General features: G+C 70.9%; 17 protein-coding genes. 10 read left to right on the top strand and 7 right to left on the bottom strand.

Annotated elements, in window-relative coordinates:
- Positions 1 to 8 precede the first annotated feature (8 nt).
- From H288_RS0126810 to H288_RS0126790, 5 genes are all read right to left on the bottom strand, one after another.
- Positions 9 to 788, bottom strand: coding sequence for an enoyl-CoA hydratase (locus tag H288_RS0126810; RefSeq protein ID WP_020095657.1), 780 nt, complete (start codon positions 786 to 788; stop codon positions 9 to 11).
- Positions 785 to 1,678, bottom strand: a complete 894-nt coding sequence (gene mmsB / locus H288_RS0126805; protein WP_020095656.1) for a 3-hydroxyisobutyrate dehydrogenase — start codon at positions 1,676 to 1,678, stop codon at positions 785 to 787. The genes H288_RS0126810 and mmsB overlap by 4 nt, the downstream gene beginning before the upstream one ends.
- A 184-nt stretch (positions 1,679 to 1,862) precedes the next feature.
- Positions 1,863 to 2,924: an enoyl-CoA hydratase/isomerase family protein gene (locus tag H288_RS0126800; RefSeq protein WP_020095655.1), complete on the bottom strand. Its 1,062-nt coding sequence runs from the start codon at positions 2,922 to 2,924 to the stop codon at positions 1,863 to 1,865.
- Positions 2,921 to 4,066 carry an isobutyryl-CoA dehydrogenase gene (locus H288_RS0126795; protein ID WP_020095654.1) on the bottom strand — a complete coding sequence of 382 codons (1,146 nt, stop codon included), beginning with the start codon at positions 4,064 to 4,066 and terminating at the stop codon, positions 2,921 to 2,923. Before H288_RS0126795 ends, H288_RS0126800 begins: the two co-directional genes overlap by 4 nt.
- Positions 4,067 to 4,188: 122 nt before the next feature.
- Positions 4,189 to 5,685 carry a CoA-acylating methylmalonate-semialdehyde dehydrogenase gene (locus H288_RS0126790; RefSeq protein ID WP_020095653.1) on the bottom strand — a complete coding sequence of 499 codons (1,497 nt, stop codon included), beginning with the start codon at positions 5,683 to 5,685 and terminating at the stop codon, positions 4,189 to 4,191.
- A gap of 116 nt (positions 5,686 to 5,801) precedes the next feature.
- On the opposite strand from H288_RS0126790, the gene H288_RS0126785 reads away from it, so the two are divergent.
- Both H288_RS0126785 and H288_RS0126780 read left to right on the top strand, forming a co-directional pair.
- Positions 5,802 to 6,710 (top strand): LysR family transcriptional regulator, encoded by a 909-nt coding sequence (locus H288_RS0126785; protein WP_103986049.1) that lies wholly within the window; start codon positions 5,802 to 5,804, stop codon positions 6,708 to 6,710.
- An 86-nt stretch (positions 6,711 to 6,796) separates the two neighbouring features.
- A complete protein-coding gene (locus H288_RS0126780) occupies positions 6,797 to 7,960 on the top strand; it encodes an iron-containing alcohol dehydrogenase (RefSeq protein ID WP_020095651.1) in 1,164 nt (387 codons plus the stop codon).
- Between the two features lie 131 nt (positions 7,961 to 8,091).
- Here H288_RS0126780 and H288_RS0126775 read toward each other — a convergent pair whose 3' ends face one another.
- Positions 8,092 to 9,297, bottom strand: coding sequence for an ABC transporter substrate-binding protein (locus H288_RS0126775; RefSeq protein WP_170855253.1), 1,206 nt, complete (start codon positions 9,295 to 9,297; stop codon positions 8,092 to 8,094).
- A 281-nt stretch (positions 9,298 to 9,578) separates the two neighbouring features.
- Between H288_RS0126775 and cpaB the strand changes: the two genes are divergently transcribed.
- The 7 genes from cpaB (at position 9,579) to H288_RS0126740 (ending at position 17,646) form a co-directional block, all read left to right on the top strand.
- Positions 9,579 to 10,394, top strand: a complete 816-nt coding sequence (gene cpaB, locus H288_RS0126770; protein ID WP_020095649.1) for a Flp pilus assembly protein CpaB — start codon at positions 9,579 to 9,581, stop codon at positions 10,392 to 10,394.
- 5 nt (positions 10,395 to 10,399) lie between these two features.
- On the top strand, positions 10,400 to 12,028 hold the full coding sequence (locus H288_RS0126765; RefSeq protein WP_020095648.1) for a type II and III secretion system protein family protein: 1,629 nt from the start codon (positions 10,400 to 10,402) through the stop codon (positions 12,026 to 12,028).
- 30 nt (positions 12,029 to 12,058) lie between these two features.
- Entirely contained in the window at positions 12,059 to 12,826 is a 768-nt protein-coding gene (locus tag H288_RS0126760; protein ID WP_020095647.1) for a pilus assembly protein CpaD, read from the top strand.
- Between the two features lie 78 nt (positions 12,827 to 12,904).
- A complete protein-coding gene (locus H288_RS0126755; protein WP_020095646.1) occupies positions 12,905 to 14,149 on the top strand; it encodes an AAA family ATPase in 1,245 nt (414 codons plus the stop codon).
- A 114-nt stretch (positions 14,150 to 14,263) separates the two neighbouring features.
- The gene (locus H288_RS0126750; RefSeq protein WP_020095645.1) at positions 14,264 to 15,655 is read left to right on the top strand and encodes a CpaF family protein; all 1,392 of its coding nucleotides are present in this window, start codon (positions 14,264 to 14,266) and stop codon (positions 15,653 to 15,655) included.
- A gap of 4 nt (positions 15,656 to 15,659) precedes the next feature.
- Complete coding sequence (locus tag H288_RS0126745) at positions 15,660 to 16,637, top strand: type II secretion system F family protein (protein WP_020095644.1); 978 nt, start codon at positions 15,660 to 15,662, stop codon at positions 16,635 to 16,637.
- A 31-nt stretch (positions 16,638 to 16,668) separates the two neighbouring features.
- Positions 16,669 to 17,646, top strand: coding sequence for a type II secretion system F family protein (locus tag H288_RS0126740; protein ID WP_020095643.1), 978 nt, complete (start codon positions 16,669 to 16,671; stop codon positions 17,644 to 17,646).
- Positions 17,647 to 17,671: 25 nt separating this feature from the next.
- Here H288_RS0126740 and H288_RS0126735 read toward each other — a convergent pair whose 3' ends face one another.
- On the bottom strand, positions 17,672 to 17,929 hold the full coding sequence (locus H288_RS0126735) for a GcrA family cell cycle regulator (protein WP_012320730.1): 258 nt from the start codon (positions 17,927 to 17,929) through the stop codon (positions 17,672 to 17,674).
- Positions 17,930 to 18,307: 378 nt separating this feature from the next.
- Here H288_RS0126735 and sseA point away from each other — a divergent pair, with 378 nt between their 5' ends.
- Complete coding sequence (gene sseA / locus H288_RS0126730; protein ID WP_020095641.1) at positions 18,308 to 19,153, top strand: 3-mercaptopyruvate sulfurtransferase; 846 nt, start codon at positions 18,308 to 18,310, stop codon at positions 19,151 to 19,153.
- Positions 19,154 to 19,184: the final 31 nt, after the last annotated feature.

The following is a 19,184-nucleotide window of genomic DNA, read 5'->3' as shown; positions in this document are numbered from 1 at the left end:
GTCCCCGCTCAGGTGTTCTCGAACCGGGGCGGCCGCTTCTCTACGAAGGCGGCCATACCCTCCTTCTGGTCCTTGGTGGCGAACATGGCGTGGAACACCCGCCGCTCGAACCGGATGCCCTCGGTCAGCGTGGTCTCGTAGGACCGGTTGACCGCCTCCTTGGTCATCATCGCGATCGGCAGCGACATCGACGCGATGGTCTCGGCCGCCTTCAGTGCCTCGTCGAGGAGCTGGTCGGCCGCGATCACGCGCGAGACGAGGCCGGCACGCTCGGCCTCGGCGGCGTCCATCATCCGCCCGGTCAGGCACATCTCCATGGCCTTGGCCTTGCCGACGAAGCGGGTCAGCCGCTGGCTGCCGCCGATCCCCGGCATCACGCCGAGCTTGATCTCGGGCTGGCCGAACTGCGCCGTGTCGGCCGCCAGGATGATGTCGCACATCATGGCGAGTTCGCAGCCACCGCCGAGCGCGTAGCCCGCCACCGCGGCGATGATCGGCTTGCGCACGGCGACGAACCGGTCCCAGTCGGCGAACCGGTCGCCGGAATACATCTCCGCGTAGGTGGCGTGCTGCATCTCCTTGATGTCGGCGCCGGCCGCGAAGGCCTTCGCCGAGCCGGTGAGGACGATGCAGCCGATCCCCGGATCCGCATCCGCCTCGGTCGCCGCCCGGATCACCTCGCGGGTGAGCTGCGCGTTGAGGGCGTTCAGGGCCTTCGGCCGGTTGAGGGTGATCAGCAGGACGCGCCCGCGCGTCTCCGTCAGGATCGTCTCGTACGTGTCGCTCACGACTCGCCTCCCTGCCCGCGGAGCATACGGATGATCGCGGAAAAGTCCTCTCCCCCGTGGCCCGCGCCCTCGAACAGGCCGTAGATCTGCGCGGCCTCCGCGCCCAGCGGCGTCGCCGCCCCCGCGGCGATGGCGGCGGCCTGAGCGAGTCGGAGGTCCTTGAGCATCAGCGCGGCGGCGAAGCCCGGCTTGTAGCCGTTGTTGGCCGGCGAGGTCGGCACCGGACCCGGCACCGGGCAGTAGGTGGTCAGTGACCAGCACTGACCCGAGGAGACCGAGGCCACGTCGTAGAGCGCCTGGTGCGACAGGCCGAGCTTCTCGCCGAGCGCGAAGGCCTCGCTGACGCCGATCATCGAGATGCCGAGGATCATGTTGTTGCAGATCTTGGCCGCCTGCCCGGCGCCGGCATCGCCGCAATGGAACACGTTCTTGCCCATCGCCTTCAGCAGCGGCTCGGCCTTGGCGAAGGCGGCCGCGGCGCCGCCGGCCATGAAGGTCAGCGTCCCGGCCTTCGCGCCGCCGGTGCCGCCGGAGACCGGCGCGTCCACCGACAGGCAGCCCCGCGCCTCGGCGAGGGCGTGGGCCTTGCGGGCGCTCTCGACGTCGACCGTGGAGGAATCGATCAGGAGCGTGCCGGCGGGCAGGGCCTCGGCGAGCTGCGTCCAGACCTCGACCACGTGCCGCCCGGCGGGCAGCATGGTGATGACGACGTCCGCCCCTTGGGCCGCCTCCAGGGCCGAGCCGGTGACAGCGACGCCTCCGGCGCGCGCCCCCTCCAGCGAGGCCGGCACCAAGTCGAAGCCGCGCACGGTGTGGCCCGCCTTCACGAGGTTGGCCGCCATGGGCCCGCCCATGTTGCCGAGACCGATGAACCCGATGGTCTGCGCCATCCTGCTTCTCCCTTGATTGCTGTCGTTCGCGTCTTCCACCCGCGTCCTCATCTGAAGTGACCGCGACGCGGGCCTCGAAGGAGGGCTCCAGGAATCACGGCGGCTTCTGGAGCCCTCCTTCGAGGCCTACGCTACGCTTCGGCACCTCAGGATGAGGGTGTGGGTGGGAACGAGCGATGCGTCATCACACCGGCCCCGTGCGCGATTCCGAAAAAACCGGCTCCGCCCGCTTCTCCAGCCAGCGGGCGATCCGCGCCGGATCGACCGCGTCGAGGGTCGGCGGGTTCCAGCGCGGGCTCTTGTCCTTGTCGATCACCGCGGCGCGGATGCCTTCGCGGAAATCGCCCTCCGCCAGCAGGGCCAGCGAGGCGTGGAACTCGCGCTCCAGGCAGGCTTCCAGGTTCGGCGCGCCGCGGCCGAGCCGCAGGAGGCACAGCGTCAGGACGAGGCTCGACGGCGCCTTGGTCAGGAGCGTCGCCCGGGTCGCGGCGGCGAAGTCCGAGCCGTCCGCCGCCAGGGCCGACAGGATCTCGTCCACCATGTCGAAGGCGAAGCAGCGGTCGATCACCGCCCGGTGCGCGGCGAGCGGTGCCGGCTCCGGATCACGGGCGAGCCGTGCGATCGCGTCCCGCACGCCCGCCTGCCCGGCATCCGGGTCGACCGCCACGAGGGCGTCGATCAGGTCAGGCAGACCCGCGGAGGGCACCAGGGCGCCGGCCAGCCGGCAGAAGATCGCGTCGGCGGCGCCGACCGGCTCGCCGGTCAGGCCGAGATAGGTGCCGAGTTCCCCGGGCGCGCGCGGCAGCAGCCACGTTCCGCCGACATCCGGCAGGTAGCCGATGCCGGTCTCCGGCATGGCGACGCGGGAACGCTCGGTGACGATCCGGTGCGCGGCGTGGCCCGCGAGCCCGACACCCCCGCCCATGGTGATGCCGTCCATGACCGCCACGAAGGGCTTCTCGTAGGCGGCGATGCGCGCATCGAGCCTGTACTCGTCCCGCCAGAAGGTCTCGGCGAAGGCGGTGTCGGGGCTGTCGTAGAGGGAGCGCAGGTCGCCGCCGGCGCACAGGCCGCGCTCGCCCTCCCCGGTGAGCAGCACCGCGGCGATGCCCGGATCGGCCGAGAACCGGTCGAGCGCCCGGTCGATCTCGCCGACCATGCCGTGGGTCAGGGCATTGAGGGCCTTCGGCCGGTTGAGCCGCAGCCGGCCCAGGGCGCCGACACGCTCGACGATCACGTCGCTCATCGGCGGCCCCCGGTCAGCCCGCGGGCGATGATCAGCCGCATGATCTCGTTGGTCCCCTCGAGGATCTGGTGCACGCGCAGATCGCGGACGATCTTCTCCACGCCGTACTCGGCGAGGTAGCCGTAGCCGCCGTGAAGCTGGAGCGCCTGGTTGGCGACCTCGAAGGCCGCGTCGGTGACGTGGCGCTTGGCCATCGCGCAGAGCTGGGTCGCGGCCGGGTCCTTGGCGTCGAGCGCGGCGGCCGCGTGCCGCAGGAAGGTGCGTGACACCTCCAGGCTCGTCGCCATGTCGGCGAGGCGGAACTGCAGCGCCTGGAAGTCGGTGAGCCTCGCCCCGAAGGCGCGGCGGTCGCCCATGTAGGCGAGCGCCTTGTCGAGGGCCGCCTGCGCGCCGCCGAGCGAGCAGGCCGCGATGTTGAGCCGCCCCCCGTCGAGGCCGCTCATGGCGATCTTGAAGCCCTGGCCCTCGGCGCCGAGGCGGTTGCCCACCGGCACACGGCAGCCGTCGAAGCGCACCGCGCGGGTCGGCTGGGCGTTCCAGCCCATCTTGCGCTCGTCGGCCCCGAAGGACAGGCCGGGCGTGCCCTTCTCGACCACGATCGCGGAGATCCCCGCCGGGCCGGCCTCGCCGGTGCGGACCATGCAGACGTAGAGGTCGCTGGCGCCGGCGCCCGAGATGAACTGCTTCTCGCCGGAGAGCACGTAATGGTCGCCGTCCCGCTCGGCGCGGGTGCGGAGCGCCGCAGCGTCGGAGCCCGAACCCGGCTCGGTGAGGCAGTAGCTGGCGATCCGCTCCATGCCCATGAGCGACGGCAGCCAGCGGCGGCGCTGATCGTCGTCGCCGTAGGCGTCGATCATCCAGGCGCACATGTTGTGGATCGACAGGAACGCCGCCACGGTCGGGCAGCCGGTGCTGAGCGCCTCGAAGATCAGCGTCGCGTCGAGGCGCGACAGGCCGGAACCGCCGACATCCTCGCGGACGTAGATGCCCGCCATGCCGAGGGCGGCCGCTTCCCGCAGGGTCTCGACCGGGAAGGTCTTGTCGCGGTCCCAGTCGAGGGCGTGCGGCGCGATGTGCTCGGCCGCGAAGCCGAGGGCCATCTCGCGGATCGCGGTCCGGTCCTCGTCGAGCCCGAAACTCATGGGCACTCCCTCATGTTCGTCAGCCACCGCGCGAGGTACGCACATCGGCCGCCCCAAGGCGGGCCGTACCCCCTCCCCGCGCGGGAGAGGCGGACCCGGGCCCCACCTCGAGCCGTCGCGCTCTACCGCATCGTCGGGATGGAGAACTCCGCCCCGCTCTTGATGCCGCTCGGCCAGCGCTGCGTCACGGTCTTGGTCTTGGTGTAGAACCGGATCGAGTCCGGCCCGTGCTGGTTCAGGTCGCCGAAGCCCGAGCGCTTCCAGCCGCCGAAGGTGTGGTAGGCGATCGGAACCGGGATCGGCACGTTGACGCCGACCATGCCGACATTGACCCGCGCGGTGAAGTCGCGGGCCGCATCGCCGTCCTGGGTGAAGATCGCGACGCCGTTGCCGTACTGGTGGGTCGAGGGCAGCGCCAGCGCCTCCTCGTAATCCTTGGCCCGAACCACCGAGAGCACGGGGCCGAAGATCTCTTCCTTGTAGATCGTCATGTCGGGCGTCACGCGGTCGAACAGCGAGCCGCCCATGTAGAAGCCGTTCTCGTAGCCCTGGAGCTTGAAGCCGCGGCCGTCGACGGCGAGCTGCGCGCCCTCGGCGACGCCCTTGTCGATGTAGCTCGCGACCTTCTGCACGGCCTCCCGGGTGACGAGCGGGCCGTAATCGGCCGAGCCGTCGTGCGAGGGACCGATCTTGAGCGACTCGACCCGCGGGACCAGCTTCTCCATCAGGCGGTCGGCGGTCTGCTCGCCCACCGGCACCGCCACCGAGATGGCCATGCAGCGCTCGCCGGCCGAGCCGTAGCCGGCGCCGATCAGCGCGTCGACCGCCTGGCCCATGTCGGCGTCCGGCATGATGATCATGTGGTTCTTGGCGCCGCCGAAGCACTGGGCGCGCTTGCCCGTCTCGGCGGCGCGCACGTAGATGTACTCGGCGATGTGCGAGGAGCCGACGAAGCCCACCGCCTTGATGTCCTCGTCGTCGAGGATCGCGTCGACCGCCTCCTTGTCGCCGTTGACGACGTTGAGGATGCCCGGCGGCAGGCCCGCCTCCAGGAAGATCTCGGCGATGCGGATCGGCACGCTCGGGTCGCGCTCGGACGGCTTCAGGATGAAGGCGTTGCCGCAGGCGATGGCCGGGGCGCATTTCCACAGCGGGATCATGGCCGGGAAGTTGAACGGCGTGATGCCGGCGACGACGCCCAGCGGCTGGCGCAGGGAGTAGACATCGATGCCGGGCCCGGCCCCTTCGGTGTACTCGCCCTTGAGCAGGTGCGGGATGCCGCAGGCGAACTCCACGACCTCGACGCCGCGCTGGATGTCGCCCTTGGCGTCCGGCACGGTCTTGCCGTGCTCGGAGGCCAGCAGCTCGGCCAGCGAATCGTTCTCGCCGCGGATGAGCTCGAGGAAGCGCATCATCACGCGGGCGCGCTTCTGCGGATTGGTCGCCGCCCAGGCCGGCTGGGCCGCTGCGGCGTTCTCGACCGCGGCGCGCATCTCGGCCTTGCTGGCGAGCGCGACCTTGGCCTGCACCTCGCCGGTCGAGGGGTGGAACACGTCGGCGAACCGCCCGCTCTCGCCGCCGACGTTCCGGCCGCCGATGTAATGCCCGATCGTGCGCATGCGCGCCTCCCTGTGATGTGGCGTTCGATTTTGGCGCACCCTATCAGGATCGCTTGAGCGATAAAGCCGGATGCGCTTACAGCCGTCGTGCATCGATGCACAGCGAGGGTGCGATCATGGCCAGGACGGGGCCCAACTGGGACGACCTCCGCTTCTTCCTCGCCGTGGCGCGGACCGGAACGCTGAGCGCCGCCGGGACCCGTACCGGCACCGAGCACACCACCGTCGGGCGCCGGATCCGCGCCCTGGAGGAAGGGCTCGGCGCCCGGCTGTTCCACCGCAGCAACCTCGGCTACGCCCTCACCGAGGACGGCGCGAACCTGCTCGGCGTCGCCGAGGCCATGGAGAGCGCGTTCCTGTCGGCGAGCGCCGCCACGGAGGCCGCCCAGGCGGTCTCCGGCACGGTGCGGATCGGCGCGCCGGACGGGTTCGGCAGCGTCTTCCTGGCCCCCCGGATGCACCGGCTCACCGCGCGCCATCCGGGGCTGGAGGTCGAGATCATGGCGACCGCCCGGATCTTCAGCCTGTCGAAGCGCGAGGCCGACATCGTCATCAGCCTCTCCGGCCCGCAGCAGGCCCGGGTGGTGGCGCGCCGGCTGACCGACTACCGGCTGCTCGTCTACGGGGCCGAATCCTACCTCGCGGGGGCCGGGCCGATCGCGGAGGTCGGGGACCTCTCGGGGCATCCCTTCGTCGGCTACATCGAGGACATGCTGTTCACGCGCGAGCTGAACTATCTCGGCGCCCTGGGTCCGCCGGTCTCGGCGCGGCTGCGCTCGACGAACCTCCTGGCCCAGGTCCACGCGACGCTCGGCGGCGCCGGCCTCTGCGTGCTGCCTGCCTTCATCGCGTCGGCCCATCCGGGTCTCGTGCCGGTGCTGCCCGGCGCGGTGTCGCTGACCCGCTCGTTCCACATGCACATCCACGAGGATCACCGGAAGGCCGCCCATATCCGCGCCGTGGCGGGCTTCATCGCGGGCGAGGTGGAGGCCGCCGCCGCGCTCTTCGCCGGGCCGGCAGTGTAAGCACCGGCAGTTTCGCCCGGCGGTCGCAGGTCCTAAGATCGTCGTTCCGGCGCACCAGCGAGGTGCCGGGTGGGAGAAGCAAGAGAATGGTCGCCTCGATCGCCCTGCCCCGGCTGATGCGCGTCGGCGCCGGCGCCTCGCGGCTCCTGCCGGAGGTGCTCGGCCAGCTCGGCCTGTCGCGGCCCTTCGTGGTCACCGATCCCTACCTTGCCGGCAGCGGCCGCACCGACACGCTGCTCGAGCGGCTGACCAAGGCGGGCGCGCAGGCCACGATCTTCTCCGAGACTGTGCCGGACCCGACCGTCGCCTCCGTGGAGGCGGCGCTGGCGGCCCTCCAGGCGGGCGATTTCGACTGCGTGGTCGGCTTCGGCGGCGGCAGCCCGATGGACACCGCCAAGGCGGTGGCGGTGCTCGCCCGCCACGGCGGCCACATGCGCGACTACAAGGCGCCGCGCCAGCAGGACGAGCCCGGCCTGCCGATCGTGGCGATCCCGACCACCGCCGGCACCGGCTCGGAGGCGACCCGCTTCACCATCGTGACCGACGAGGCCTCGGACGAGAAGATGCTCTGCATCGGCCTCGCCTACCTGCCGGTGGCGGCCCTGGTCGATTACGAGCTGACGCTCACCAAGCCGAAGCGGCTCACCGCCGATACCGGCATCGACGCCCTGACCCACGCGATCGAGGCCTACGTCTCGCGCAAGTCGAACCTGTTCTCGGACGGGCTGGCGCTTCAGGCGATGCGGTTGATCGCCCCGAACCTGCGCCGGGTCTGGACCGATCCGGGCGACCGGGCGGCCCGCGAGGCGATGATGCTCGGCGCGACCCAGGCCGGCATCGCCTTCTCGAACGCCTCCGTGGCGCTCGTCCACGGCATGAGCCGGCCGATCGGCGCCCATTTCCACGTGGCCCACGGGCTCTCGAACGCGATGCTGCTGCCGGCGGTCACGGCCTTCTCGGCCCCGGCCGCGATCGACCGCTACGCCGCCTGCGCCCGCGCCATGAAGATCGCCGGCCCGGACACCGACGACCGCTCCGCGGTGTCGGCCCTGGTGGCCGAGCTCGAGGCGCTGAACGACGACCTCGACGTGCCGGGACCGCGGGAATACGGGATCGACCCGGCCCGCTGGGAGGCGCTGCTGCCCACCATGGCGGCCCAGGCGCTGGCCTCCGGCTCCCCCGCCAACAACCCGGTGGAGCCCAGCGCCGACGAGATCGTGGCCCTGTACCGGCGCGTCTGGGCGGGGTGATACCCTCTCGGAGTAGAGCACATCCTGAGACGGGACATTCGACCCGCCGCCGTCTGTGCGAGCGGAGCGAAGCAATCCAGGGACGCGCCGCCCCGGGTCGCTGCGCTGCGCTCGCGATGACGGGGTGAGACCTACTTCGCCGCCGTCAGCGGGCAGCCGCTCTCGGCCGGGGAGGCGAAGGCCTCCTTACCGGGGATCGTCGAGATCAGCTTGTAGAGGTCCCACGGACCCTTCGACTCGGCCGGCTTCTTGACCTCGAACAGGTACATGTCGTGGACCATGCGTCCGTTCGGCTGCACGATCCCGCCATGGGCGAACACGTCGTCCACCGGCAGCTCCTTGAGCTTGGCGTTCACCGCGTCGGTCTCGTCGGTGCCGGCCGCCTTGACGGCCTTCAGGTAGGACAGGACCGCCGAGTAGGTGCCGGCCTGGATCATGTTGGGCATCCGGCCGGTGCGCTTCATGTAGCGCTGGCCGAAGGCGCGGGTCTCGTCGTTGGCGTCCCAGTACCAGCCCTCGGTGAGCGTCAGGCCCTGGGCGACCTTGAGGCCGAGCCCGTGCACCTCCGAGAGGGTGAACAGCAGCGCCGCGAGCTTCTGGCCGCCCTCGACGATGCCGTACTCGGCGGCCTGCTTGATCGCGTTCGAGGTGTCGAGGCCGGCATTGGCGAGCCCGATCACCTTGGCCTTCGAGCCCTGCGCCTGGAGCAGGAACGACGAGAAGTCCTGGTTCGAGAGCGGGTGACGGACGCTGCCCAGCACCTTGCCGCCGTTGGCGAGCACGACCTTGCTGGTGTCGGCCTCCAGCGCCGAGCCGAAGGCGTAGTCGGCGGTGAGGAAGAACCACGTGTTGCCGCCCGCCCGGGTCAGCGCGCCGCCGGTGCCCACCGCCAGCGCCCGCGTGTCGAACGCCCAATGGTAGCCGTAGGGCGAGCACGCCTTGCCGGTGAGGTCGCTGGTCGCGGCCCCGGTGGTGATGGTGATCTTCTTCTTCTCCTTGGACAGGCCCTGGACCGCCAGCGCCACCGAGGAGGTGGTCAGCTCCATGATCGCGTCGACATTGTCGCGGTCGTACCATTGCCGGGCGATCGCCGAGGCGATGTCGGGCTTGTTCTGGTGGTCGGCCGTGAGGATCTCGATCGGCACGCTGCCGATCTTGCCGCCCATGTCCTCCACCGCCATCCGGGCGGCCTCGACCGAGCCCTGGCCGCCGTACTCGGCGTAGAGGCCGGACTGGTCGTTGAGGACGCCGATCCGTATGGCGTTGTCCGAGAAGCTTCCCTGCGCGGCCGCCGGAGCGGAGCCGAGCGCGGTCCCTGCGAGAGCGGCCGCCATCACCGCGCCGCCGATTGTCCTGATCATGTCTCCCCCCGGTTCGCCCGAGTGCCCGCTTCTGAGGCGGTTCCGGCGGCACGATAGGGGACGACCCGGCGCCGCGCCACGGCCGGGGTCGGGCGGGAGCTGAAGGATTCCGCGGATTGTGACGCGGTTCCGATCGACCCGTTTCCGGACCGGCGACAACGGCAGAGGTTATAATACCTTAACCATAATTACACGAATCCCCGCGCAGGTTCCCGTCATGGACGGCAATCCGGCCGTCTCCGGCGCGTGGCGATGCGATGAACCCAGCCCGTTTCGCCGTCCTCGGAATCGCCCTCGCGGCGGGCACCGGGGCGGCCTTCCTGATGAGCGGCGGCGATCCGCCACCGCCGCCACCGCCGCCGACGGCCGAGGCGCCGCCGCAGCCGACGACCGACGTGCTCGTGGCCGCCATCGACATGCCCATGGGCCAGGTGCTCCGGGCCGCGGACCTGCGCTGGCAGCCCTGGCCGGACGGCGCCGTGGCCAACGGCTACATGACCCGCAAGATCAACCCCAAGGCCCTCGAGGAGACCGTCGGTGCGTCCGTGCGCTCGGGCTTCCTGACGGGCGAGCCGATCCGCGCGCAGAAGCTGGTGCGCCCGGAGAGCGGGTTCATGGCGGCGATCCTGCCGCCCGGCATGCGCGCGGTCGCCATCGTCACCGACAGCCGCGGAACCAACTCGGCCGGCGGCTTCATCCTGCCGAACGACCGTGTCGACGTGATCCGCACCTTCCGCGACGAGTCCAATTCGCGGGCCAACAACAGCGACGTGCAGCTCTCCCAGACGATCCTCACCGACATCCGCGTCCTGGCGATCGGTCAGCTGGTCCAGGAGAAGAACGGCACCAACGTCGTCACCGGCGAGACCGCGACGCTGGCCGTGACGCCCGCGCAGGCCGAGACCCTGGCGCTCGCCCAGAAGGTCGGCGCCCTGACGCTCTCCCTGCGCAGCCTCGCCGATGCCGGGCTGCCGCCGGAAGCCGTACCGCTGGCCGACGCGTCCGCCGCGCAGATGCCCGAACCCGCCCTGACCGTGGTGCGCTTCGGCGTCGCGCGGCAGCAGACGCCGTGACCGCCATGACCGCTTCGCTGTCCCTCACGCGCCCGACGCGGCGCCCCGACCGCGGCCCGCGCCGTTGCTCGGCCGGCGCCCTCGCGCTGCTCGTCGCCCTGACCGGGCCGGCCTCTTCCCAGGACCGCCAGACCTTCGGCCCGGCGCCGATCCTCACGGTCGGAGCCGCGGAAGCGAGCTCGACCCGGCGGGTCGAGCTGACCGCGGGCCGGTCCGTCATCGTCGACCTGCCGCGGGACGCCAAGGAGGTGTTCGTGGCCAACCCCGCGGTGGCCAACGCCGTGGTCCGCTCGACCCGCAAGGTCTTCGTGATCGGCATGGCGGACGGCGCGACCTCGATCTTCATCATGGATGCCGAGGGCCGCCAGATTGCCGCCCTCGACGTGACGGTGGCGCGGGACCTGAACCTCGGGACCCTGCGCGAGCTGCTCAACCAGAGCATCCCGGGCGGACGCTTCGACGTGCGCTCCTCGGGCGCCTCGGTGCTCCTGTCGGGAGCGGTCAACTCCTCGGCGGACGCGCAGCAGGCGATCGACATCGCCAACGCCTTCGTGGGCCTTGGCGGCGCCGGGGCCGCGGGAGCGGCGGGCGCGGCCAGCGGCGGCGTCGCCGCCGGCTCGCGGGGCGCGGTGATCAACAACCTCACGATCCGCAACAAGGACCAGGTGATGCTCCGCGTCACCGTGGTGGAGGTGTCCCGCAACGTCCTGAAGCAGTTCGGGATCAACATGGCCGGCAACTGGTCGGCTCTGAACCCGGTCGGAAACCTGGGGCAGACGCTCGTGAACGGCGGCACCGCGGCGGCCACGCAGGTCCCGGCGTACATCCCGAATGTTATCACCAACAACCTGCCCTTCCCGATCAACACGAACACGCCGACCGGGAATCTGGTCCAGGCCTCCGTGCAGGGGGGCGGCTTCTCGCTCCAGGCGACCCTGAAGGCGTTCGAGCAGGCCGGCGTCTCGCGCATCCTGGCGGAGCCAACGCTGACCGCCATCTCGGGCGAGGCCGCCAAGTTCCTGGCCGGCGGCGAGTTCGCGGTGCCGGCCTCGGCAACCTGCGCCGTCGGCGGCGTCTGCTCGCCCGGCATCACATACAAGCCCTACGGCGTCGCCCTGTCGTTCACACCGACGGTGCTGGCCGACAACCGGATCTCGATCCGCGTCGCCACGGACGTGACCGAGATCGATACGCAGCAGAGCTTCAACTATGTGATCGGCAACACCTCGGTCGCAGTGCCGGGCACCCGGGTGCGCCGCTCCGAGACCACCGTCGAGCTGCCCTCCGGCGGTGTGATGATGACCGCCGGCCTGATCCAGCAGTTCAACAAGCAGGCGATCGCCGGCCTGCCCGGCCTGATCAACCTCCCGATCCTCGGCGCGCTGTTCCGCTCCCGCGACTACCAGCGCCAGGAGACCGAGCTGATGATCATGTGCACGCCCTACATCGCCCGGCCGATGGAGGCGAAGCAGGTCAGCCGGCCCGACGACAACTTCGTCGACTCCAGCGACGGCCAAGCCGTGCTGCTCGGCCAGATCAACCGCATCTACGGCAAGGTCGCCCCGCCGGGCGCGGCCGCCGCGGCGCCGCTCGGCCGCACCTACCGCGGCCGCGTCGGCTTCATCGTCGAGTAGCGCCCCGCCGCGCCTCCCAGGATCGGACCCATGACCGGACCCATGACCGGACCCACGACCGGACGTCACCCGCCCGCACTGCCGCGCCGCGCCGCGAGCGTGCTCGCCGCCTGCGCGCTCTCCGCCCTCGCGGCGGCCTGCAAGACCGATCCCGTCACGACCGGCGGCATCGACGTCACGGATTACCGCGCGCGCCACCCGATCGTGCTGACCGACGGGCCTCGCAGCCTCGACGTGTTCCCGACCGGCACGGGCCATCTGGACCCGCGCCAGGCGACCGATGTCGACGCCTTCATGCTGGAGTACCGGCGCTACGGCCGCGGAACCCTTCTGATGCAGGTACCCCAGGGCGTCCCGCCCGACCAGGTCGCCGCCGTGCAGCGGACGGCCTCGGTTCTCGGCCGGCTCGGCACGCAGAACGGCGTCAACGCCCGCGAGATCGCCGTCAGCGGCTACGCGGTGGCGGCGCCGACCCTCGCCGCGCCGATCCGGCTGAGCTTCCAGCGCATGCAGGCCAAGGTGGCCGACGCCTGCGGCCTCTGGCCTCAGGACCTCGGGGCCGGCAACTTCGCGACCGACTACAACAACCGGCCGAGCTGGAACCTGGGCTGCGCCATGCAGTCCAACGTCGCCGCCCAGGTCGCCGACCCGGTCGACCTCGTGCGCGGCCGGCCCGAGGGCCGCATCGACACGGTCAAGCGGATCCGGGACATTGGCCAGTTGCGGGACGGCAAGGATCCGTCAACCACATGGCGGCAAGATGGTCAGACCGCCGTGAAGGCCCAGGTCACGAACTGAGACAGCCGGCGCCGGGGATGGGCAGCCCCGCCGCCGATCGCAACGCCGCACCCCGCACGCGAACCCGAAAGCGCCGTCATGGCAGAGCTGTCCGAGACAACCGAGCGCACGATCGCCCCGGTGCCCCGGATCACCATCCAGGCCTTCTGCGAGACCGGCGAGACCGCGGCGATGATCGAGGGCGCGGCCCTCGACCGGCGCATGCAGAAGGCGCAGGTCAAGGTCCGGATGGGCGGCGGGGCCGCGGCGATCGAGGCGTACCGGCACGCGCCGACGCCCAACGTCATCGTCCTCGAGATCCAGGGCGCGCGCTCGCGGCCGATCGAGTGCCTCGACGCCCTGGCCGAGGTCTGCGACGAGGGGACCCGCGTCCTGGTGATCGGTCACGTCAACGACGTGATGCTTTACCGCCAGTTGATCCAGCGCGGGGTGTCCGATTACCTGATGGCGCCGGTCGAGCCCCTGACGCTCATCGCGGCGATCTCCGACCTGTTCACGGCCCCGGGCGTCAAGCCGGTGGGCCGGACCGTGGCGGTCTACGGCGTCAAGGGCGGCATCGGCGCCTCGACCGTGGCGCATAATTTCGCGTGGTCGGTGGCCCGGGGCCAGGGCGTCCAGACGGTGATCGCCGATCTCGACATCGCCTTCGGCACCGCCTCGCTCAACTTCAACCAAGACCCGCCCCAGGGCATCGCCGAGGCGGTGTTCGCCCCCGAGCGGCTGGACTCCGCCCTTGTCGAGCGGCTGCTGTCCAAGTGCAGCGACAACCTGAGCCTGCTCTCGGCCCCGGCGAGCCTCGACCGGACCATCGACCTGTCCGAGCCGGCCTTCGACACCCTGATCGAGCACATGCGGGCGAGCGTCCCGTGCGTGGTCCTCGACATCCCCCACCAGTGGAACGCGTGGACGAAGCGCGTCCTGACGGCGGCCGACGAGATCCTGATCGTGACCGGGCCCGACCTCGCCTGCCTGCGCAACGCCAAGAACCTCCTCAGCGCGCTGAAGCACGGTCGCCCGAACGACCAACCGCCCCGCATCGTGCTGAACGGCGTCGGCGTGCCCAAGCGCCCCGAGATCGGCACCGCCGAGTTCGCCAAGGCCCTGGAGGCGCCGGTGGCCCTGACGATCCCGTTCGAGCCGACCCTGTTCGGCACGGCCGCCAACAACGGCCAGATGATCGCCGAGATCCAGGCGGGCTCGAAGGTGGCGGAGCTGTTCAACGACCTGGCGGCCATGACCCTCGGACGTCCCGAGAGCCGGCGGGGCCGTCCGAGCCTGCTGGAGCCGCTGCTCGCCAAGCTTTCCGGCCGCAAGGCATCCTGATGCGGACGCGATCCCTCACCCGCCCGGTGCCGCGGGTCAGCGTCGGGGCTCTGACCCATGTTCGGTAGGCGACAGTCCGGCGGCGCGTCGGCGCCGCCCCCGCCGATGCCGCAGATGCGGACCCCGGCCCCGGCCACGCCGGTGCTGCGCGACGCGCCGGCGCCCGCGCCGGCCCAGCGCCCGGCGCCGGCGGCCCCGGTCGTCGTCGAGACCGCGCGCTCGGAGGATTACTACCGCACCAAGAGCCTGATCTTCGGCGCCCTGATCGAGGCGATCGACCTGACGCAGCTCTCGCGCCTCGACGCCGAGACCGCGCGCGAGGAGATCCGCGACATCGTCACGGAGATCATCGGGCTCAAGAACATCGTCCTGTCGATCTCCGAGCAGGAGGAACTGCTCGACGACATCTGCAACGACGTGCTGGGCTACGGCCCGCTGGAGCCGCTGCTCGCCCGCGACGACATCGCCGACATCATGGTCAACGGCGCCCACCGGACCTTCATCGAGGTCAACGGCAAGATCCAGCTGACCAGCGTGCGGTTCCGCGACAACCAGCAGCTGATGAACATCTGCCAGCGCATCGTCAGCCAGGTCGGCCGGCGCGTCGACGACGCCTCGCCGATCTGCGACGCGCGCCTGCCGGACGGGTCCCGCGTCAACGTCATCGCGCCGCCGCTCGCCATCGACGGCCCGGCGCTCACGATCCGCAAGTTCAAGAAGGACAAGCTCACCCTGGAGCAGCTCGTGCGCTTCGGGGCGATCTCGCCCGAGGGCGCCGAGGTCCTCAAGATCATCGGCCAGTCGCGCTGCAACGTGGTCATCTCGGGCGGCACGGGCTCGGGCAAGACCACGCTGCTCAACTGCCTCACCGCCTTCATCGAGCACGACGAGCGGGTCATCACCTGCGAGGACGCGGCCGAGCTGCAGCTCCAGCAGCCGCACGTCGTGCGCCTGGAGACACGGCCGCCCAACATGGAGGGCCAGGGCCAGGTCACCATGCGCGACCTCGTGAAGAACTGCCTGCGCATGCGCCCGGAGCGGATCATCGTCGGCGAGGTGCGCGGACCGGAGGCCTTCGATCTGCTCCAGGCGATGAACACCGGCCACGACGGCTCGATGGGCACGCTCCACGCCAACAGCCCGCGCGAGTGCCTGTCGCGTATCGAATCGATGATCTCGATGGGCGGCTTCACCCTGCCGTCGCGGACCCTGCGCGAGATGATCTGCGGCTCGATCGACGTCGTGATCCAGGCGATGCGTCTGCGCGACGGCTCCCGGCGCATCACCCACATCACCGAGGTGCTCGGCATGGAGGGCGACGTCATCACCACCCAGGACGTGTTCCTCTACGACATCGTCGGCGAGGACGCGAACGGCAAGCTGATCGGGCGTCACCGCTCCACCGGCGTCGGCCGGCCGAAATTCTGGGAGCGCGCCCGCTACTACGGCCTCGAACAGCGGCTCGGTGAGGCGCTCGACGCCGCCGAGGTCGTCGACCGGAACTGAGCCGATGGCGGACGCCTCCAACCTGCCGATCGCCGCCGGCCTCGCCGGCATCGCGGTGGCCGCCATCGCCTACGTGGCGGTCCTGCCCCTGCTCGGCGGCGAGCGCCGGGCCACCAAGCGCCTGAAGACGATCAGCGTCTCCGCCTCGGGGGCGGCGACCCGGGGCGTCGCCGTCAACCGGCGCGAGCAGGTCGCCAAGACGCTGAGCGAGATCGAGGCGAAGGCCAAGGGCGCCTCGAAGGCCAGCGTGGAATTGAAGCTCGCCCGCGCCGGCCTCGGCTGGACGAAGCAGACCTTCTACGGGGTCTCGGCCCTGAGCGGGGTCGTCTTCGGGCTCCTGCTCTTCGTCATCACCGACAACGCCCTGGCGGCGCTCGGCGCCGCCTTCGCGGGCGGCTTCGGCCTGCCGGCCTACCTGCTGCGCCACCTGCGGCTCAAGCGCATCGCGAAGTTCAACAAGGAGCTGCCCAACGCCGTCGACGTGGTGGTCCGCGGCATCCGCACCGGCATCCCGGTGGGCGACTGCTTCCGCATGGTCTCGCGCGAGGCAGAGGAGCCGGTGCGCAGCGAGTTCCGGACCGTGGTGGAGACGCAGGCGATGGGCCTGTCCCTCGGCGAGGCCTGCACGCGGCTGTTCGAGCGCGTGCCCACCGCCGAGGTGAACTTCTTCGCCATCGTGATCAACATCCAGCAGCAGTCGGGCGGTAACCTCTCCGAGGCGCTGAACAACCTCTCCACGGTGCTGCGCGACCGCGCCAAGATGCGCGGCAAGGTCCAGGCGATGAGCATGGAGGCCAAGGCCTCGGCCTCGATCATCGCCTGCCTGCCCTTCGCGGTGGCGGGCATCACCGCGCTCACCAGCCCCGACTACATCTCGCTGCTCTGGACAACCGACACGGGCAAGATCGCCCTGGTCGGCGCGGCGATCTGGATGTCCATCGGCATCTTCACCATCAAGAAGATGATCGCCTTCGAGTTCTAGGCGCGGTGCGCCGTCTGCCGGATCCCGCCCGATGATCGACGCCATCGCCGAGAAGCTGTTCGATCCCCGCTTCATGGGCACGCTGCTGACCGCCGTCGCGGCGGCCGCGACCGCCTACGCGGTGGCGCAGCCCTTCCTGGAGACCGACCGCCTCGGCAAGCGGATGAAGCTCGTCAGCGACGAGCGCGAGCAGATCCGGCGTCGCGAGCGGCTGAGCGCGGAGCGGACCGGAAGCCGGGCGACGCTGCGCACGGAGCCGAAGGCCTACATGAAGTCGGTCGTCGAGAAGTACCAGCTGCGCCGCTGGCTCGGCACGGACACGGCCAAGCGCAAGCTGATGCAGGCAGGGTACCGCGGCCAGGGGGCGGAGACCGCTTTCCTGTTCTTCCGCCTCGTCGTGCCGGTCGCGGCGGTGATCGCGGCCCTGTTCTACCTGTTCGTGCTGGAGGTGCTCGACGCCTCGTACCTCATGCGGTTCGGGCTGGTGATCGGCGCGGCCTACATGGGCATCAAGGCGCCCGAGCTGTTCCTGGTGAACACCGCCAAGAAGCGCCAGACCGAGATCCGCAAGGCGTGGCCGGACGCCCTCGACCTCACGCTGATCTGCGTCGAATCCGGCATGGCGATCGAGAACGCGTTCCGGAAGGTGAGCACCGAGATCGCCACGTCCTCGGTCGTGCTGGCCGAGGAGCTCGCGCTGATGACCGCCGAGATGTCGTTCCTGCCCGACCGGCGTCAGGCTTACGAGAACCTCGTGATGCGCACCGGCCTCGAGCCGGTGAAGTCCGTGGCGACGGCGCTGATCCAGGCCGAGCGGTACGGCACGCCGGTCGGTCAGGCGCTGCGGGTTCTGAGCCAGGAGAGCCGCGACATGCGCATGAACGAGGCCGAGAAGAAGGCGGCCGGTCTGCCGCCGAAGCTCACCGTGCCGATGATCCTGTTCTTCCTGCCCGTGCTGTTCGTCGTCATCATCACCCCGGCGGTCATCCAGATCATGCGGACGCAGTGACGGCCGGGATGGCGCAAGGAGAGGCTCAGCGGATGCGGCCGGGGCGGGTCGGCTCGAACACGATGCGGCGGTGGTAGGCGCACCAGCTCTTGCCGTCGGACACGGGGGCGCCGCAGCAGACGGCGCGGTCGTTCGGCTCGCCGATGATGTACTTGCACACGAAGGCGCCGGACTGCGCGAAGGGCACGCGCAGGTCGGCCGACGGCTCCTCGACGGTCTCGGCGTCGCCGATCTGGGACATGCGGACGAGTTGATTCATGGTGTCGATCGGCTCAATAAGCATCCTGCACGGTGGGTCGGGCGCCCGGGCAGACAGGGAAGGTTTGAACGCATCTCGTTCAGGCGACGTCCCCGTATCGCGTCCGCGAGCGGAACGTCCGGGGCGGCCAACACGATGCCGGCCGGACGGCCGACGCGATTGGCGTCATCATGGTGTCGTAACTGGGGTTACGGCTCTTTAAAACAAGACCAGCCTGCGCTGGATGCATCGGACCACGGTGCGGGATGCGTAGCTCATCCGATCCGGCGCGCGCTCAATTGGCATTGGCGCGGCTGACGAATCCGCCCGAACGCCGCCGTCCCGCGATGGCCCGGGCGTGCAACGCCGGGCGACCTGTGGTTCTGTCAGCCCGCAACGCGAACAGAGCCGGATCCGCCGACCATGGCCCAAGCGCCCCTCGTGTCACCCGAATGGCTGCACGACCGCCTCGCGGCCCCCGACATCGTCGTGCTCGACGCCTCCTGGTACCTGCCCGCAGCGGGCCGCGATCCCGAGGCCGAATTCCGCACCGCCCACATACCCGGCGCCCGCCGCTTCGATCTCGACGCCATGAGCGACACCGAGTCGAACCTGCCGCACATGCTGCCACGGCCCGAGGTGTTCGCGGCGCGGATGCGCGCGCTCGGCGTCGGCGACGGCATGCAGATCGTCGTCTACGACGGGCAGGGGCTGTTCTCCGCCCCGCGGGTCTGGTGGATGCTCAAGGCCTTCGGCGTGCGCGACGCGCTGGTGCTGGACGGCGGCCTGCCGGCCTGGGTGGCGGCGGGCTACCCGACCGAGGAGGGCGACCCGCGCCAGCCCGAGCGGCGGCACTTCACCGCCCGCTTCGACCACGGCGCCGTGGCGGACGCGGACGACGTCGCCCGCGCCCTGGACAGCGGCTCGGCGCAGGTCGTCGACGCCCGCTCGGGGACGCGGTTCCGCGGCGAGGAGCCGGAGCCCCGCCCCGGCGTCCGGCCGGGGCACATGCCCGGCGCGCGCAACCTGCACTACGCGGCCCTCCAGCGCGACGGCCGGATGAAGAGCCCCGAGGAGTTGAAGACGGTCTTCGCCGAGAACGGCGTCGATCCGGACCTGCCGATCGTGACCACCTGCGGCTCCGGCGTGACCGCTGCGATCATCGCGCTGGCGCTGGAGACCATGGGCCGCCCGGCGCGGGGGCTCTACGACGGCTCCTGGTCGGAATGGGGCGCCGACCCGGCCCGGGCGGTGGCGACGGGTCCTTGAGAGGCGGTTCTCCGGCCCTCAGGTCCGCCGA

The organism is Methylobacterium sp. 285MFTsu5.1 (assembly GCF_000383455.1).
GTDB lineage: Bacteria > Pseudomonadota > Alphaproteobacteria > Rhizobiales > Beijerinckiaceae > Methylobacterium.
The sequence above is the reverse complement of the archived record's forward strand: the minus strand, read 5'-3'. Positions and strand labels throughout refer to the sequence as shown.